This is a genomic window from Paenibacillus canaveralius, assembly GCF_047238265.1.
In the GTDB taxonomy this organism is placed as follows: Bacteria; Bacillota; Bacilli; order Paenibacillales; family NBRC-103111; genus Paenibacillus_F.
This window is the reverse complement of sequence record NZ_JBDFMM010000001.1, coordinates 2070666-2086926: the sequence shown is the minus strand read 5'-3', so window position 1 is coordinate 2086926 and position 16261 is coordinate 2070666. Positions and strand designations below refer to the sequence as shown.

Genomic DNA, 16261 nt, shown 5'->3' with positions numbered 1-16261 from the left:
CAAGGAGGATCTCTTTAACTCATGAACAAAAAGCACATCGCCGCACTGGCCGCACTCGCCTTTACAGCCGCCTTGCTCGTGATTTTGACCGGCTCTCTGACAGGGCGGAAAACGCTTCTTGCCCAATCGCACGGCGCCGCTTCGGGAGCCCCGGCCGCTTCGGTTGCACAGGCGGCAAATCAGGCGTTATCCGCCCCCCGGCAGCTCCGTGCCGTCTGGATCGCCACGGCCTGGAACATCGACTGGCCGTCGAGCCAGGGACTGTCCGCCGCCAAACAGCAGCAGGAGTTCACCGCCATGCTGGACGAAGCCAAAAATGTGGGCATGAACGCCGTTATCGTACAGGTCAAGCCCAACGCCGATTCTCTCTATCCATCGGAATACGGCCCCTGGTCCGATGTCCTGACGGGCAGGCAGGGCCAGTCTCCGGGGTATGACCCGCTCGCCTTTATGGTCGAAGAAGCGCACAAGCGCAACCTGGAATTCCACGCCTGGTTCAACCCGTACCGCATCGGCAAAACCAAAGACACCGCGAAGCTCGCCGCCGATCATCCGGCTCTGAAGCACCCCGACTGGGTAGCGTCTTATGCGGGCACCCGGTATTATAATCCCGGCATACCGGAGGTCAGGGATTTTGTCGCCGCCGGCATTGCCGAGGTCGTCCGGAAGTACGATATTGACGCCGTTCATCTCGACGATTATTTTTATCCGTATCCCGAGAAAGGCAAAGATTTTCCCGACGATTCCGCTTACCGGAAATATGGGAACCCGGAGTCCAGTTCCAAGCCCAATTGGCGCAGAGACAACGTCAACCGGCTCGTTAAAGCCATTCACGCCGCCATCAAAAAGGAGAAGCCTTACGTCAAATTCGGCATTTCCCCGTTCGGCGTATGGCGCAACCAGAATATGGACCCGACCGGATCGGAAACGACGGCGGGTACCACGAATTACGACACGCTTTTTGCGGACACAAGGGCGTGGATCAATGCCGGCTGGGTCGATTATATCGCCCCGCAGCTGTACTGGAACTTCGGCTTCAAACCGGCGGCCTACGATAAGCTGGCCGACTGGTGGATCAAAGAAACCGAGGGCAAACCAGTCCAGCTGTATATCGGGCATGCCCCCTTCAAAATCGGCCAGCAGGACCCGCCGGGCTGGCAAAACCCCGACGAGCTGCCGGACCAGCTCAAGTTCAACGCCCGCAGCGCCGGCAAAATCAGCGGCAGCATCCTGTTCAGCCTCAAGGATATTCGGCGCAATCCGCTCGGCTTCCGCGACCGGCTGAACACGGAGCTGTACGCCAGCCCCGCGCTGGTGCCGCCCATGCCGTGGCTGGGAAGCACGGCGCCTCAGCCGCCGGAGGCGCTCTCCGCCGAAAGCACGGCGGACGGCGTGCGGCTGGACTGGCGCGAAGGCGGCGGGAGCCCCGCGTACTACGCCGTCTACCGTGCCGAGGGAAGCGGCCCCGATGCCGCGCGCCTGATCGGCACCGTCCGCAGCGGCGGAAGCGGGGCGGGGACGTTCACCGACCGCGCCGCTCCGGCCGGGAAGCCCCTGCGCTACGTCGTGACCGCGCTCGACCGGCTGCACAACGAAAGCACGGCGAGCCGGACCGCCTCCGCCGACGTGCCCGGCCGGTTCGCGAAGGCGAAGTAACGCAAAGACCCTCCATCCGGTTATGGTCAAGACCCTATTTAACGGACATTGAAAAAAGCCCAGGCTGCAAGCTGGCGTCGATACTCCATCTGCGTCAGCTTGTTTAGTTTTCGCTGTGGACGATGATGGTTGTAAAAATGGATGTACTCCGAAATTCTTTTTTGTGCTTCATCAAGACTTCGGATATTTTACAGATAGAGCACTTCCGTTTTGAGATGCGAGAAGAAGCTCTCCATGGAGGCGTTGTCTAAACAATTGCCTCATCTAGACATGCTGATTCGGACGCCAACCTTTGGCAGCATGTCGTAATACACGTGAGACGTGTACGGGAATCCTTGATCGCTGTGAACGATCAATCCGGTCACGTCTTTGCGCGTTTCAAACGCCTTTGCAAACGTTTGAAGAACGAGCTCATTGTCATTATGCGTACTCCTATGACTGGCTACAATCTCATTGTTGAACAGATCTTTGATTGCGGAGAGGTACAGCCACGTCGTTCCGACGCGGTATAGCGTGACGTCAGTCACCCATTTCTGGTTGGGAGCGGTCGCTGTAAATTCTCGCTTCAGAACATTCTCCGCGACTCTCTCTCCGATGGACGACGCATAGCTACCCCCCAACGCCTGCATTAACCTCAACACTTTCATGTGGTTGATCCAGATCCCAAGGTTCAAAGAGAAACAGCTGCACCTGCCGATAGCCATATTTGCCATCATACTTGAAGTATATCGTACGAATGAGATCCTTGAGCGAATTTTCCCGATCCTGCTCTTTTCGTTTCTTACAGGCATAGAATCCACTTCTGGATACACCGAGCAGGCGGCAGAGTTCCGTGACGATTCCGCTTCCCGCTGCCTGCTCGACCCCCTCGTATTTTCGCTTTACACCTCCTGCATCTAAATTCCCAAGCACTTTTTAGCAAGTCGTTCTCTCGTTTCAAGCGAGCCAATTGCCGATTTTCATTGACGTACGATTCATTCGCTGCTCCCCTTTGGTCGAAGAGGCCATACTAGCCTTGCTTCTCTTAAGTTACGTCATCAAGTCATAAAAACGAAAACCGTTAACCCAAAGCAGAAAATTGGAGTCAGAGCTGCGCAATTTCAATTCTAAATATTCCATAAATTACAATTTTATGGTAAATTAAGAATGGAAGTGAGTTTCCAAAAATATATTTATAGGAGTGATTGGAATGAGAATATTTAAAAGTATCCGCGTTGTTGGTCTAGCTCTTGCTCTTACCTTGTCCGTAGTTCCTACGCTTTCGGCAAATGCTAGCCCTGTTCTTGACCAAAAAGAAATAAGAACATTGACTGGCCAAGTATTAGCTTTAGTGCAAGAAGGCAAAGAATCTGAAGTGGAAAATCTTCCACTGTCTAAAAAATACAAGGAAATCTTTGAAAAAAATCCCGATTTGAAAACAAAGTACATTAACAGCCTTGATGTTACTAATGCTGCACATAATAGAGAATTAAGGGATACCGCCAAGACATTTAAAAAAGGAGATAGGACATTTACAGTTTTCGAAGACGGTAGTTTCTCCGTAACCAAAAACACAATTAACGCACCAAAAGTGGAAAATGGAATTGTGGCTACAGGAAGTTCTTCAACGGGGGAACAATGGTATTCAGCCTTTGAAGGACAGTCTTTTGTAAATGATTCACAAACTGATCTCTGGGCCGTAGTCAAATCCGGTGAACTGCACCTAAGAACCAACTATAATATTTACAGTACATCTGCTACCATATCTGACGTAAATTATGCTGGCACTTGGACAGTATGGCCTCTGACTTTAGTTTCAAGTACTACTTCTACTCAAATTAATAACCAAAGAACAGTAAACTCGAAAGGTGAATTTGTACTTCAAAATAACTGTGGATCTCAAGGAGCATGTACTTCTTTAACCCATGTGGGGTATACGTACATTACAGTTCAATACGCCGGGGACGGTACTATCAAATTTACTGTCAAATCGGATTGGAATTGGTAATACGTTCATTAAGTGAAGAAGCCGGACTTTTGTTAAATTAACGAAAGTCTGGCATTCTTTTTACATCTTATAAGTAGTGGGAAAGCAGTACTCTTAGCATCGACCCACGACTATACCGTTTCCTATGACATGTGCCTAGATTTTCTTTGGCTATCTCCGTAAACCAGGACACTCTACCCCTTAGATAATTAACACTCTGCTCAGCTGAAAACTAATCGCTTTACTCCGTGGAAAACTAACAACAGCCATGGTTACGTAGGGGTTGCCCGAGCCTAACCAAAAAATAAGCTAAGTCCCAATTTTGGGAAGGTCAAAAAAATCCCTTGTTCAACTTTACGGATTTCCAATAGCCGGAACTTAACCCACCATACTAAGGAATCCCTAAGTAAGGAAAACATCTCCCCCGACTTACTTCCATGTGATGCTGGAGCAACCTGACATACTCTCTCCCCAATGGCTCGGAGTTCGGGCTTAACGAGCCCTTCCTCCACCTTAAATTTTGGTTTGCATTTATTAAAGCCTTTATGCAAACCTATTTGAGCCACAACCGAATCGAAAGCAAAGTAAAATAAGCCTTAAACATGTTCGCTGTTTTTTCATAGCGTGTGGCCACCCGTCGATAATTCTTCGCTTTGTTAAAAAAGCATTCGATAAGGTGTTGTTCTTCATATCGTCTAGCCACTCGCTTTGATAAATTGGCCTGTACTTTTCGCGCCTTTTTGACGCTCGCATCCATCATGATCATCGCTAACTCGAGTCGATTCGCGGACTTAAGATGCTTACTGTTTCGCCATTCGGGTCTTATTTTCGTTAAGAAAACGGCAGCAGGAATTTCAACTGGTGTCTCCTCCCTGCTTGCTTTATAGGTTCCTGATACGAAAGCGACCGTTGAAAGTCTCACTGCTTCAGGATTAAACGGACTTAGAGACTTGCGTAATTTCATGGACAATAACCCAAAATACGATCTCATCAAAATCGAGATTCCGTATCTTGAATTTGAATATCCAGATAGCAATGACAACTGGCGCATCGTTCAAGGTAAACCGGCAATTACACGGCTGCATACCTCTTCTTGTTGGATTACAGCGTAAAGATTTTTTTTCAACCTTTAGCATCCTGCGTTAGCCTCAGCACTTTCTTGTGGTTGATCCAAATCCCATGGTCTTCAAAGAGAAACAACTGCACCTGCCGATAGCCATATTTGCCATCATACCTGAGGTATATTGCCCGAATGAGATCCTTGAGCGAATTTTCCCGATCCTGCTCTTTTCGTTTCTTACAGGCATAGAATCCACTTCTGGATACACCGAGCAGGCGGGCAGAATTCCGTGACAGTTCCGCTTCACGCCGCCTGCTCGCCCCCCCCCCGTATTTTCGCTTCACATCCAAATTTCCAAGCACTTTTTTAGCAAGTCGTTCTCTCGTTTCAAGCGAGCCAATTGCCGATTTTCATCGACGTACGATTCCTTCGCTGCTCCTCTTTGGACGAAGAGGCCATACTCGCATTGTTTTTTATAGGGGGCCATCCACTTTTTCACCGGTCTTGGTCATGGATGTCCAAGTGAGTTGTAATTCTTCGATACGTCCAACCTTCTTCAACATGAAGGCGAATGGCTTCCTTCTTTGGTTCCTCCGTAGTGCTTGAACTTTTGTCCTTTTCTCGCTGGATAAAAAATGCACCCCCTAGAATTTCATCGGAATTACCCAAGGGTTTTTCCAATGTCCATTCTAAGGGGTGCATTTCAGTACTTTCCGGTTGGAGGGTCTTTGCGCGCGGGGCGCCGACAGGGCGGCAGCGGCTGGCGGTTTGGTTTACCCGTACAGGCCGCCGGTCCTGTCTACGTCCCGGTAAATGATCTATGTGCCGGTCGATCCGAGTACCCGCCCCGCGGGAACGTGGTACCGGCAGATGCCGTCGATATTGTCCTGCAGAACGCCTCCGCAGCTTTCGATCACGCGGCGAGACGGCACGTTATCTTCATTGACGGTCAGCAGCGCTTCACTTATGCCTTTGACGGCCGCTTCCCGAAGCAGGAGACTGCAGCAGCAGCTTGGCATAGCCTTTACCCCGTTCCGCCGGGCGGATGACATAGCCGATGTGGCCGCCCCGCTTTTTCAAGGGTCCGTTCAGTGCATGGCGCATTTTCCCGTAGCCGACGGGCCTGCCGTCCGCATAAAGCCAGTAAACCGTTTGAGGGACAAGCCCTTCCGGCAGACTGCCTGGCGCGGGCCATGTTATAATTTTTGACCAGGAGATTATGAAACTCGTCCAGGGTTTCGCTGTAAAAGCTGTTGACAAACCCGTTGGCCCCCAATCCGATCTCACGCGTCATTTCAAAGATGTCCGAGCCTTCCTCCACATTCAGTTCGCGCAGTTCTGCATTCATACGGGCAGCTCCTTTACTCCTTTTGAAAAATATACGGGATTTGGCGGCATAAAAAAAGCCCCCTTTTATAGAAGGAGACTTTAGGACCATAAACGTATGCGTCCGTTGAACCAGGAGCCGTCTGCCAAAAAGACACCGCGGTCGAGGAGAAGCTAGGGGTAACCGGCGTTCTGATTAACCGGTAACATCGGGGACCGCAAAGAATGCCAAACTATCTTTTAGCATCTTACATATTTACGTTTGAAGCCAAGCCGGCCTTTACTAACCGCCTTTTCTATATTTTCGGAAGCATGCAAAAACTTGCTTTTTTCCTTGTCCGCACGGACTTCTACCGGACCTGCCGCTTTGGCGGTTTCGACCGCCTTGTCATGGAGCGGCTGATAGGACACTCCCACCGTGTAAATAAAATTGTTCATCGCGTATTTAGCTCTTTCGGGAGAATCATGAATCGTATTTTTCACCATTTCCAGCATACCTGCCAGCTTGCTTTCGGAAAATTCACTGTCGTGCCTGCTTCCCAACAGCCAGCAATAGCAGCTCCAGCCCGCCGACATTCTCAGCTCATGGCCGCTTGCGATCCATTTATCCGCAACTTTTTGCGCGATATCGGTTTCTGCCAGCGTTACGGCCACTACATAATCGGACAGCATATAAAAATACGCGGCCTCTATCCAGCGTTCAAAATCCGAATCCGTCATTGCTTCCGGGTCCGCTATTACGCCGGCAAAGTACATGGCGTCATAATTCCCCGTGTTGTAAAGCTCCTCTGCCAGCGGCTGATTTTTTTTAATTATCTTTGCCATGGGTTTCATTGCACCCGTAGCCACGCCAAAGAGGGGTTCGTGCGCGCCGTTGGACATGTACATTTTTTTGGTTCGTTCCTTGCCGAGATTTTCAAGTTCCCGCATGACCGTTTCTACATTCATTGTGTATCCCTTCCTTATTTCGCAGGGTTTCGTCACGTTTATTATAACCGATACCGGATAAAGATGATTTGCCTTATGGCTCCGCTGAGAAGCTGCACTGCTTATTATACAGACATTTTCCCGCTAAAAAAATATTGACGCATATTCGTGTCCTGATTTGGCGACAAGAATCTACGTCAATAAGTTAATAAGAGCTTTTCAAGTCCTGTTTCCCCGTTTTTAATCACATTTCTTGGCTTCCCCGCGGTAATTTTCCATTCTGAAACTGGCTCCGCACCCGCACGAAGCTCTTGCCTTAGGGTTATTCATGGTGAAACCGCCCGTCATTCCTCTTTCTTCATAATCAATAAGAAGACCTTCAATATATGGAAGACTGTCCGCGTGAACCAATATACTAAATTCCCCTTTATTTAATAAGATATCACCTTCTGTTACCTGCTCATCCACTATAAGCGTATAGGATAACCCGCTGCATCCCCCCTCAACCACGCCTATTCTTATGAAAGAATTTCGGGGATCGGCGCTTGCTAAGATTCCGGCGATTTTTTCCGATGCCGCTTCGCTGACCTGTATCATCGTTCTCCTTCTCCTTTGAACGTGGTTTTTGTTGGTTCGTAACAAGAGCAGATCTATAAACGGTTTGTTTATATAAACCGGTCCGTGTCACAAAGAACATGGACCGGCTGTTTTTGTAAGGTTCGGAAGGCTTGTTTGTTAGTTTGCCGGTCTGATGCGGGTGCTGGCGAATAAACTCATCCCGATTAATAAGAGATGAAAACCCATCGTCACAATTAATCCGGATTGCAGGGACATCCCTGCGGCTTGACATACCACAAGAATCGAACCGCCTATCCCGATAACCACGCCCGGTGTAAAAGAATCCGCGAATTGCAGATTTGCCGAAGTTTCGCCAACATCGCCATTCCCTGTTTGGGAAAAAGCCACAACGCCGCTAATGGGATGCGCAAGTCCGATTCCGATCCCGGCTATGATTTGACCGATAACCGCAACGGCAACCGTCACGACGGGCACCCAGAATACCAAAGCGATTCCGATGGCTAGCAGCAGCACACCCAGAATAATTCTTGCATTGCGTCCGCGGCCCTGGTCTGCCGAATCCCAGCGTCCCTGCAAGTAAGCAATGAGACACCAGCTTAGTGCGGCGCTTGCCACGATTAATCCGGCCTGGGAAGGAGTGATCCCTTTCACGTCTATTAAAGCCAACACGAGGAAATTTTGTGTGCTGGTATAGGCCGCGAAGAATAACCCCCGTGTCGCCAGTATAGCGGGCATGCCTCTTCCGAATGCAAGAGTTCCTTTGGGCAGCAATTTACGCAGCGGATATCCCATGAGCACCAAGCCGATCAGGACTAAAACAAATCCCGTCACAGACGGCAGCATGCTTAGACCGACCAAGAAAATTCCCGTGCCTATCGTTAACAGTAAAGCCAGCCAAGCAGCCGAAGTCCCGCTTTTTTCTTGTGTCCTCCGCGTCTTTAATTTCCTGAACGCAGGCAAACTTAGCAGCGCCGAAACCGCCAGAATCGGCAGGATTCCCCAGAAAACCAACCGCCAGGACCACTGATCCGCGATAAGACCCGCCACGTATGGACCGAGCATGGACGGAAGTACGTAGGCGGTACCGAATGCACCAAGGATTTTGGCACGCAATTCATCCGGATAACTCAACGAGATAGCGGTGTACACGCAGGTCATCATAGCTCCTGCACCTAACCCCTGCATAGCCCGCGACCCGATCATGGTGTACATATCGCCAGCCGTCGCGGCCGCGATCAGTCCGATGACAAACAAAATAAGCGCGAAAGTGAACGGTGCCGCAGGGCCTTGTCTGTCAATGATGCGGCCGACGACCAAAGTCCCGATAATCTGTGCAAGCAGATAAGTACTGAATATCCAGCCGAACAGACCGAGGCCGTTCAAGTCACCGGCAATGGAAGGAGCAATCGTCGTTACCGACAAACCCTCGAACCCCACTGCCATGACCGACAATATGATTCCTATGGAGAGGGCAAAATAGCGCGGGCTGAAAATACTTTGCGGAATGCTTTCTGGAATGCTTTGAGCATGGGACGACATGAACGATAACCTCCAAGAAAATTATTATGTATACATCGTATCCGGATACTTAGTAAACATTTATGTTGATAAAGTTTAAATTACAGTCCGGTTTTGACTTTGTCAATATTTTTATTTAAAATGTAGGCAGCGATATAGAATCGGCTGCTTAATAAGGAGACTCGTCATGAACCGAAATGAAATGAATAAGGCTGCCTCGACCAAAACACGGAGAGCGATCATTGATCTGTTAAAGCAGCAGGGAGGAATGGATGTTGCGGCACTTTCCTCCAAATTTTCGCTATCCGGAATGGCCATTCGTCAACATTTAAATGCACTGAAAGAAGAAGGTTTCGTTACCTATGAAGAGGAAACACGTCCTATGGGACGGCCGACAAAGCTGTGGAGATTAACTCAAGAGGCGGATCGTTTTTTTCCAAGCGGATATTCCGAGTTATCGGTCAGTCTGATTCATTCGATGAAAGAGGCTTTCGGAAACGAGGGGCTGGACAAGCTGCTGGCTGTGCGGAATAAAAAAATGCAGGAACAATACCTCCGGTACTTTAACAGCGCATCCGGCTTAAAAGAGAAGCTGGACAAACTGGCCGAAATTCGAACCGTCGAAGGCTATATGGCCGAGGTTAAAGACCAAGGCGACGGCAGTTTCTTGTTTGTCGAGAAGCATTGTCCGATCTGTGAAGCTGCTGCTGCATGTACAGGGTTATGTAAGAACGAGCTGCATTTATTCAGCACCATTCTCGGAGAGCGTGTTCTTGTCGAACGTGTAGAGTATATTTTGGCCGGAGGAAGAAACTGTGTATACAAGGTTAGGGAGAATCATCCGTAACCTAGAGAGCAAGGTACAACAATTGAACCCCGTTAATTGAAGTTGCGCACAAAAAAACACCGCAGTCCTTGAGGACTGCGGTGTTTGAGTATGCCAAATAAAAGTTACCCGCCGAAGCAAGACAAAATGTCCTTCTCGAACTGGAATCGCGAGAAATCAACTTTTCACCTGATCGCTCTAAACAGATTTTCGGCTACTTCATATCCCCCGGCGGAACGGATTAGCTGAGCTGTCCCGCAAAATTCTGCGATACGCATACTATTTTTGCTGTTCCCTTTCCGGAAAGTTCCGGCCAGCCGAACTAATCTCCTAAACAAAATTGAACTTTCATTACTTTTATTGGTAATATAATGACTTAATGTCAATGAATAATTGACCTAATAAATTGGCGATGTTATCTTTATTTTACAAATATAGGAGGTGTTTAGAATGAAAAAAAGTTTATTGTCGTTAGGTTTAACTGTCGTACTGACTGTGGTAGGTGCAAGCTCAGCATTAGCTGTCCCTGGTGATTCCACTTCCCTGACTGTGACACAAGCGGCGCCGGACTACACGAGAAACATTGCAGGGGCAAATAAGGCCGGTAAAATCACACTTCAGTCTCAAGGAGTGGCGACTGCCGATCTGTGGCAGGCTTGTCCGGGGGGAGGAACTAAGCTTCTTACTTTGAATACTTCGCCTTCAAAAACTGAGGATTCTAGCGTCGTTTATATGCAAGAAGGATGTTATTACTATTCAAAAGTAACATCATATAGTTCTTCATCGGCCACGGTTTACCTCAGGAATTTCAATTAATCCATCCCACCATGCCTGATTTGTCATGGCACAGACTGGGCAACTGCTGGATATAGACGACTCCAACAATCGGGTCGCCAGCACCAACGTCATACATCTATTTATTTTAAAAAATGAAACAAGCAGGGCACTTGCCCTGCTTGCTTTTAATGTCCATGTCAGGGTGTTAGATTTTAGGCGGAATCATACTTCAAATATGGATTTGAACGGTCTCCGGATGTTTCCTGCTCCTCTAAAGCTCCACTACCTTCGTCGCGATATGATCGCAAAATTCACGGTCGTGCTCCACAAAAAGTATCGTCGGCTTGTGCTCAAGCAGCAGCTCTTCGATCTGCATCCGTGAAATAACGTCGATAAAGTTAAGCGGCTCATCCCAGATATGCAGGTGAACGGGCTCGCAAAGACTTTTGGCGATCAGCACCTTCTTCTTCTGCCCTCCGCTAAAAGACGAAATGTCTTTCTCGAATTGAACCCGTGCGAAATCCAGTTTTCTCAAGATCGCTTTAAACAAGCTCTCTTCAATACCGTTATCACGCGCAAAGTCGGATAAGCTGCCGCGAAGATGGGCGGTGTCCTGCGATACATAGGATATTTTCAGCCCGCTCCCTTTCCGGAAGGTCCCGGTATAGTTCATATCTTCGCCGAGAATGAGCTTCAAAATACTGGATTTTCCGGAGCCGTTCTTACCCGAAAGCGCAATCCGCTCTCCCTGCTCCACCGTAAAGCTGACCTCGCTGCAGACGGTCTTGTCCCCGTATTGAATCGACACGCGTTCAAGCTCGGCGAGCTGGTTTTTGTGATAAAGGAGCTGGGAAATTTTCAAGCTTTCGGAGCTTTCGATATTTTTCAGAAGATTGGAACGTTCTTCTACCGCGGACTGCTGTCTTTGCTCGATGGTTTTGGAGCGTTTCATCATTTTCGCGGCTTTATGGCCGACGTATCCTTTATCCACCTTGGAACCGGAATTTCGTGTCCCGTTTTTCGTTTTCTCCACTTCGTGCGACCAGCCGCTTGTCCGTTTGGCCGCTTCCGATAAGCGCTTGATGTCTTTGCGCAGTTTCTCATTCTCCGCTAGCTCAAATTCGTCCTGCATTTCTTTGTTTCTCCACCAGTCCGAAAAATTGCCTTTCTGGATTTCGATGTTGGTTTTGTTGATGGACAAAATGTGATCGACACAGTGATCGAGGAAAGCCCTGTCATGAGAGACCAGAATATATCCGCTTTTACTCCTCAAATAACTGCTGACGAGTTTGCGTCCTTCCATGTCCAGATGGTTCGTCGGCTCATCAATAAGCAGAAAACTGTTTTCCTTAAGAAACAGAGTGGCCAGCATGACCTTTGTCTGCTCCCCGTTCGATAACGAGTCGAAAGGCCGGTCAAGTACATCCTCCGAAACTTTCAGCAGAGAAAGCTCGCGCAATAGTTCCCAATGAACATAATCCGGAAAAATGTCCTGGATCACATCCAGCGTCGGATTTTCCTTATGATCCACCGGATATGGAAAATATTCAAACTGGACTTGAGCGGAAATCGTTCCGCTGTATTCGTACTTGCCCTGCAGCAAGTTAAGAAACGTCGTTTTCCCCCGGCCGTTTCTTCCTGTAAAACCTAATTTCCAATCGGTATCGATCTGAAAGCTTACCTCTTCGAATATGTTATCGTAACTGCCGTCATACGCGAAAGTCAGGTTAGAGACTCTAATCAATGACATGATTGAATCCTCCTCCTTGGAATAAAAAAATGAGCTGCAAGAAAGTTACCCTTCCCGCAGCTCAAATATGAAACAAATCCGACCCGCGACGGGGCCAGACCTGTATATCCGATTTGAGTGAAAAGGAGATGTAACTTTCTTGCAGATAATAAATAAAACAAGCGAAAAATTCGCTTTTTGTTTTATCATTACGCGCGCAAGAAAGTGTACATTATCCTCTTCAACTCCTTTAGTAAATTATTGACATCTTAGCATACCCGCACTCTGTTTGCAACCCGTTGCCGTTTTGTGCGGATTCTTCTGCCTGTTTGCCGCTGCCCTTACCGGACGAAGCCGGGGTTACACCGAACGGGCCAGACGGAAGCCGAGGTCGTCTATGCCAAAGGTCGGATGGCTCCGGCGGCGGTATGCTCCGCTTTAAGCGGGAGCCGTATCCTAAGAGGATACCGAATCATCTTCCGGAACAGAGTCCTTTCGGAACCGGGCGGCAATAAGCTTTTCATGCAGCAAATGGCCCGCATACATCCCTCCCATGATGAGCAAAAACCCCGGCGGTCCTTTGCGCAAGGCCGTCTGCCAGCCTTCGTAATAGGCGAAAACACCGGTTAACATACTTATGCCGAGCCCGAACACAACCAATATCTTTTTGCGGGATTCTTTTGGGGGAACATACAAAATTTTTTCATGAAGCCGGATATTCATCGCTGCCAGAGTCATCAGGACGAAAAAGACTGTTTTACCCGGGTGCTGGGATTCGAAGAAGATGTACTGATATGACAAATAAAACGCGACTCCGTACGTACCCGCAAAGATTGCGTTATACGCCAGCCTGATTTTCAGCGGGACCATTCGGCTTCCCTTATTTCCGGCCGTTGCACCGCTGAATTCGGTTTGGATGCCATGTACGTATCGAGAGCTTTGTTCGCTTTGAGGGCGAGCCTGATCAGCACGATCAAGAGAATGATCCCGAGTACAAGCAGGACCGCGTATCCCGCCGTCATCAGCAATTGAATCAGAATGAACGGATTGACCGCCCCGGCTGCACTACTTTCCACTTCCATCTTCCTTCCGGTATTTAAGGTTTATATCCATCTTACGAAGCTTTTGCGGGTAAACGCGATATTCCGGGCCTCCGCCCAGCCTTTCAGCGCCTCCATGCCTTCTTCATCCTGTAAACGGAACGTCAAATGAGCGGGAACGTCGAAGCGGCCTTTGAGTTTAATGCCGATCACATCGCTGCCGAACTTCCCCCACCTGCGGATTTCTTCGATTTCATCGGGTTTCACTATCCGGCCTTCGGCAATAAGCGCGTGGGGTTCCAACAGGACGAGGGACCGTTTCCGAAAAGCCCGTACCGCCTGAACGGCTAATAAAACAGCCCAGATCAGCAAAAGACTGCCGAAGACAAAAGCCTGCTGCATATTTCCTCTGTACAGCGTCATTACGAAACTTGTGAGCGAAATGCCGGCAAGTATAAGCTGCATGAATAACAAGACGGGTCCATCCACAGGCTTAACGGAAACGGGAACGGGTTCTTTCATGTTCAGTTCCACTCCTTCGACGGGTCTTCCAGTCATCTGTTATATTTTACCATCCAGAAAATCTTCTTGGTAGCTCTTATTTGCTCTTGTCATAAAGCCCGACTATTGTATTCGCTTCCGCGATTAATTCCGAACGAAGTCCTTCCGGTGCGAGTACATACACCCCGCTCCCGTAGCCGAGCAGGATTCCTACAGCGGATTCGAGCGTATTGAATTCGATGTCAGCTTCTACCCAGCCGTTATTTTCTTCGCTTTGATGCCGTATTTTTGCAAACCGTTCTTTTGAAAAACGGTCGAGCACCGTCTCCCTGATCTTGATTTGTGCGGGATAACGAGGCAGCCGCGCTTGAAAATCTTTAAGCGACTCTTCCCAGTATCCGGCGAGATCGAATGACGGCGGCCTTGAAAAATATTCATCCGTAAATTCCGCGCCAAGCAGCCGGGAAATTCTGTAGGTCCTCATCTCTCCGTCCGTTTCGGCGGCCGCATACCAGATGCTGCCTTTGGCGACAAGGCCGAGCGGACAAATGATCCGCTCCGCGGACTCGCTTCCGCGCCGGTAACGGATGCGCAGCTTCCTCTCTTCCCATACCGCCTGCTGGACAAGCGGAAGATAGGGAAGCTCCTCGGCCGAGCGGTGCCAGCCTGCGCCGTCGATATGGATGCGCTGCCGGACGCGCTCCGTTTCGTGCCGCAGGGACTCGGGCGAAGCCGCCAGCAGCTTCTGGAAGGCGCTGTCGTATTCGCCGCTCATGCCGAGATCCGTCAGCAGGGCGGACGAGTTCGCGATCAGCAGCGTTGCGATTTCCTCCGCTTTCATGCCGGTCAGACGGGTGCGGTATCCTTCCGTCAGGGACCATCCGCCGCCCGAACCCCTTTCGGCATAAACCGGAATCCCCGCCGCGCTAAGCGCCTCCATGTCCCGGAAAATGGTCCGTTCCGACACCTCAAGCTTCTCGGCGAGTTCGCGGGACGACATTTTCCCCCGGTTTTGCAGCAATAATAGAAGAGACAGCAATCGGTCGGCTCTCATCGTTTTATTCCTCTTTTCTGACCGGCTCGGTTCCACGGCCGTTTTTTTCTCAGCGGTGCTGATTGGGTTGGTGTTGGTGTTGGTGTTGGTGTTGGTGTTGGTGTTGGTGTTGGTGTTGGTGTTGGTGTTGGTGTTGGTGTTGGTGTTGGTGTTGGTGTTGGTGTTGGTGTTGGTGTTGGTATTGGCGCGGGGCTTTGCGTTTAATTTACTATAGCAATTATGACAAAGGTTGTCATATATCCGCTTTTATACTTGAAAAAGAAGGCGGGCGGCTAACTGACCGCTGTCTGCACAGACACCTAATCCGCTAGTAGTTGGGATAAAAAGGAGAGATCGCGATGAAATCAAAAGTACTGGAAGGAACGATCGCCGTAGTGGCGGGAGCGACGCGCGGCGTCGGACGGGGCATAGCAGCCATGCTCGGGGAGGCGGGAGCGACCGTGTACTGCACGGGCCGCAGTATCCGGGGAACCCTCTCCGACATGGGCCGCAGCGAAACGATTGAGGAAACGGCCGAACTTGTGACCGCTAAAGGAGGGCGGGGAATCGCCGTCCGCGCTGACCATACGTCAGAAGAAGATGTCAAGGCGCTGTTCGAACAAGTTAAACGGGAGCAGAACGGCCGGCTTGACCTCCTGGTAAACGACGTGTGGGGCGGCGATCCTTTGACCGAGTGGGGAAAAACATTCTGGGAGCATTCTCTGCAGAACGGAATTCTCATTCAGAAGCGCGCGGTTCATTCCCATATGCTCACCAGCTATTATGGCGCCCCTTTGCTGGCATCCCGGAAGCAGGGCATGATTCTCGAAATCACCGACGGTTTCGACTACCGCTACCGCGGGAACTTGTATTACAGTCTGGCCAAAGTTTCCGCCATCCATCTGGCAGAGGCGATGGCCGAGGATCTGCGGCCTTATGGAGTAACGGCGGCAGCCGTCACACCGGGTTTTCTCCGCTCGGAAGCGATGCTGGATCATTTCGGCGTCCAGGAAGAAAACTGGAGAGACGCCATCGCGCAGGAGCCTCATTACAGCGAGTCCGAAACGCCGTACTATATCGGGAAGGGAATCGCCGCGCTTGCGGCCGACCCCGATAAATTCGCGAAGTCCGGCAAAGTGCTGACAAGCTGGGGCTTGTCGGACGAATACGGCTTCAGCGATGTCGACGGCAGAAGACCGCATTGGGGCCGGCATGCGGCGGAACACGGCTTGTAGGAAACGAACGGCGGGACGCTTAACACGCCAAATAAGGCAGCCACGATTCAGGTGGCTGCCTTGAATTGTTAGATGCGGCTCCGAAGAT

The 16261-nt window shown here is 49.9% G+C and carries 19 protein-coding genes; 5 read left to right on the top strand and 14 right to left on the bottom strand.

Translation table 11 applies throughout. The features are described from left to right. Nucleotides 1-21 precede the first annotated feature (21 nt). The gene (locus ABC395_RS09820; protein WP_413002590.1) at nucleotides 22-1656 is read left to right on the top strand and encodes a glycoside hydrolase family 10-like protein; all 1635 of its coding nucleotides are present in this window, start codon (nucleotides 22-24) and stop codon (nucleotides 1654-1656) included. A 38-nt stretch (nucleotides 1657-1694) separates the two neighbouring features. Here ABC395_RS09820 and ABC395_RS09815 read toward each other — a convergent pair whose 3' ends face one another. Continuing rightward, a complete protein-coding gene (locus ABC395_RS09815) occupies nucleotides 1695-1799 on the bottom strand; it encodes a hypothetical protein (protein ID WP_413006718.1) in 105 nt (34 codons plus the stop codon). Nucleotides 1800-1916: 117 nt separating this feature from the next. After that, on the bottom strand, nucleotides 1917-2285 hold the full coding sequence (locus tag ABC395_RS09810; RefSeq protein ID WP_413002588.1) for a DDE-type integrase/transposase/recombinase: 369 nt from the start codon (nucleotides 2283-2285) through the stop codon (nucleotides 1917-1919). A gap of 560 nt (nucleotides 2286-2845) precedes the next feature. Between ABC395_RS09810 and ABC395_RS09805 the strand changes: the two genes are divergently transcribed. Further along, on the top strand, nucleotides 2846-3643 hold the full coding sequence (locus ABC395_RS09805; protein ID WP_413002586.1) for a hypothetical protein: 798 nt from the start codon (nucleotides 2846-2848) through the stop codon (nucleotides 3641-3643). Between the two features lie 532 nt (nucleotides 3644-4175). Here ABC395_RS09805 and ABC395_RS09800 read toward each other — a convergent pair. From ABC395_RS09800 to ABC395_RS09770, 7 genes are all read right to left on the bottom strand, one after another. Next, nucleotides 4176-4586 carry a hypothetical protein gene (locus tag ABC395_RS09800; RefSeq protein WP_413002585.1) on the bottom strand — a complete coding sequence of 137 codons (411 nt, stop codon included), beginning with the start codon at nucleotides 4584-4586 and terminating at the stop codon, nucleotides 4176-4178. Between the two features lie 158 nt (nucleotides 4587-4744). After that, on the bottom strand, nucleotides 4745-5026 hold the full coding sequence (locus ABC395_RS09795; protein ID WP_413006717.1) for an IS3 family transposase: 282 nt from the start codon (nucleotides 5024-5026) through the stop codon (nucleotides 4745-4747). A gap of 474 nt (nucleotides 5027-5500) precedes the next feature. Then, nucleotides 5501-5701, bottom strand: coding sequence for a hypothetical protein (locus tag ABC395_RS09790; protein ID WP_413006811.1), 201 nt, complete (start codon nucleotides 5699-5701; stop codon nucleotides 5501-5503). Beyond that, nucleotides 5643-5786: a hypothetical protein gene (locus ABC395_RS09785; protein ID WP_413006716.1), complete on the bottom strand. Its 144-nt coding sequence runs from the start codon at nucleotides 5784-5786 to the stop codon at nucleotides 5643-5645. Before ABC395_RS09785 ends, ABC395_RS09790 begins: the two co-directional genes overlap by 59 nt. Nucleotides 5787-6248: 462 nt before the next feature. Further along, complete coding sequence (locus ABC395_RS09780; protein WP_413002583.1) at nucleotides 6249-6956, bottom strand: DNA alkylation repair protein; 708 nt, start codon at nucleotides 6954-6956, stop codon at nucleotides 6249-6251. Between the two features lie 219 nt (nucleotides 6957-7175). Continuing rightward, nucleotides 7176-7532: a HesB/IscA family protein gene (locus ABC395_RS09775; RefSeq protein WP_413002581.1), complete on the bottom strand. Its 357-nt coding sequence runs from the start codon at nucleotides 7530-7532 to the stop codon at nucleotides 7176-7178. A gap of 138 nt (nucleotides 7533-7670) precedes the next feature. Then, nucleotides 7671-9053 (bottom strand): MFS transporter, encoded by a 1383-nt coding sequence (locus ABC395_RS09770; RefSeq protein ID WP_413002579.1) that lies wholly within the window; start codon nucleotides 9051-9053, stop codon nucleotides 7671-7673. A 166-nt stretch (nucleotides 9054-9219) separates the two neighbouring features. Here ABC395_RS09770 and ABC395_RS09765 point away from each other — a divergent pair, with 166 nt between their 5' ends. Continuing rightward, nucleotides 9220-9879, top strand: a complete 660-nt coding sequence (locus ABC395_RS09765) for a helix-turn-helix transcriptional regulator (protein WP_413002577.1) — start codon at nucleotides 9220-9222, stop codon at nucleotides 9877-9879. A gap of 429 nt (nucleotides 9880-10308) precedes the next feature. Then, nucleotides 10309-10674, top strand: coding sequence for a hypothetical protein (locus ABC395_RS09760; protein WP_413002576.1), 366 nt, complete (start codon nucleotides 10309-10311; stop codon nucleotides 10672-10674). Between the two features lie 232 nt (nucleotides 10675-10906). On the opposite strand, the gene ABC395_RS09755 is transcribed toward ABC395_RS09760, so the two are convergent. The 5 genes from ABC395_RS09755 to ABC395_RS09735 form a co-directional block, all read right to left on the bottom strand. Then, nucleotides 10907-12385 (bottom strand): Lsa family ABC-F type ribosomal protection protein, encoded by a 1479-nt coding sequence (locus tag ABC395_RS09755; RefSeq protein ID WP_413002574.1) that lies wholly within the window; start codon nucleotides 12383-12385, stop codon nucleotides 10907-10909. Between the two features lie 435 nt (nucleotides 12386-12820). Next, entirely contained in the window at nucleotides 12821-13234 is a 414-nt protein-coding gene (locus ABC395_RS09750) for a hypothetical protein (protein WP_413002573.1), read from the bottom strand. Further along, entirely contained in the window at nucleotides 13222-13440 is a 219-nt protein-coding gene (locus tag ABC395_RS09745) for a hypothetical protein (RefSeq protein WP_413002571.1), read from the bottom strand. The genes ABC395_RS09750 and ABC395_RS09745 overlap by 13 nt, the downstream gene beginning before the upstream one ends. A gap of 27 nt (nucleotides 13441-13467) precedes the next feature. Next, the gene (locus tag ABC395_RS09740) at nucleotides 13468-13926 is read right to left on the bottom strand and encodes a hypothetical protein (protein ID WP_413002569.1); all 459 of its coding nucleotides are present in this window, start codon (nucleotides 13924-13926) and stop codon (nucleotides 13468-13470) included. A gap of 76 nt (nucleotides 13927-14002) precedes the next feature. After that, nucleotides 14003-14959 (bottom strand): helix-turn-helix transcriptional regulator, encoded by a 957-nt coding sequence (locus ABC395_RS09735; protein WP_413002568.1) that lies wholly within the window; start codon nucleotides 14957-14959, stop codon nucleotides 14003-14005. 338 nt (nucleotides 14960-15297) lie between these two features. Between ABC395_RS09735 and ABC395_RS09730 the strand changes: the two genes are divergently transcribed. Next, nucleotides 15298-16173: an SDR family oxidoreductase gene (locus tag ABC395_RS09730; protein WP_413002566.1), complete on the top strand. Its 876-nt coding sequence runs from the start codon at nucleotides 15298-15300 to the stop codon at nucleotides 16171-16173. The last annotated feature ends 88 nt before the right edge of the window (nucleotides 16174-16261 follow it).

Bases quoted from the DNA above. Each gene is read 5' to 3' on its own strand.
- ABC395_RS09800 (WP_413002585.1), bottom strand. From the start codon at position 4,586: ATGAAATTACGCAAGTCTCTAAGTCCGTTTAATCCTGAAGCAGTGAGA.
- ABC395_RS09730 (WP_413002566.1), top strand. From the start codon at position 15,298: ATGAAATCAAAAGTACTGGAAGGAACGATCGCCGTAGTGGCGGGAGCG.
- ABC395_RS09820 (WP_413002590.1), top strand. From the start codon at position 22: ATGAACAAAAAGCACATCGCCGCACTGGCCGCACTCGCCTTTACAGCC.
- ABC395_RS09790 (WP_413006811.1), bottom strand. From the start codon at position 5,701: ATGCCAAGCTGCTGCTGCAGTCTCCTGCTTCGGGAAGCGGCCGTCAAA.
- ABC395_RS09765 (WP_413002577.1), top strand. From the start codon at position 9,220: ATGAACCGAAATGAAATGAATAAGGCTGCCTCGACCAAAACACGGAGA.
- ABC395_RS09805 (WP_413002586.1), top strand. From the start codon at position 2,846: ATGAGAATATTTAAAAGTATCCGCGTTGTTGGTCTAGCTCTTGCTCTT.
- ABC395_RS09785 (WP_413006716.1), bottom strand. From the start codon at position 5,786: ATGCGCCATGCACTGAACGGACCCTTGAAAAAGCGGGGCGGCCACATC.
- ABC395_RS09740 (WP_413002569.1), bottom strand. From the start codon at position 13,926: ATGAAAGAACCCGTTCCCGTTTCCGTTAAGCCTGTGGATGGACCCGTC.
- ABC395_RS09750 (WP_413002573.1), bottom strand. From the start codon at position 13,234: ATGGTCCCGCTGAAAATCAGGCTGGCGTATAACGCAATCTTTGCGGGT.
- ABC395_RS09775 (WP_413002581.1), bottom strand. From the start codon at position 7,532: ATGATACAGGTCAGCGAAGCGGCATCGGAAAAAATCGCCGGAATCTTA.
- ABC395_RS09780 (WP_413002583.1), bottom strand. From the start codon at position 6,956: ATGAATGTAGAAACGGTCATGCGGGAACTTGAAAATCTCGGCAAGGAA.
- ABC395_RS09755 (WP_413002574.1), bottom strand. From the start codon at position 12,385: ATGTCATTGATTAGAGTCTCTAACCTGACTTTCGCGTATGACGGCAGT.
- ABC395_RS09760 (WP_413002576.1), top strand. From the start codon at position 10,309: ATGAAAAAAAGTTTATTGTCGTTAGGTTTAACTGTCGTACTGACTGTG.
- ABC395_RS09735 (WP_413002568.1), bottom strand. From the start codon at position 14,959: ATGAGAGCCGACCGATTGCTGTCTCTTCTATTATTGCTGCAAAACCGG.
- ABC395_RS09810 (WP_413002588.1), bottom strand. From the start codon at position 2,285: ATGCAGGCGTTGGGGGGTAGCTATGCGTCGTCCATCGGAGAGAGAGTC.
- ABC395_RS09770 (WP_413002579.1), bottom strand. From the start codon at position 9,053: ATGTCGTCCCATGCTCAAAGCATTCCAGAAAGCATTCCGCAAAGTATT.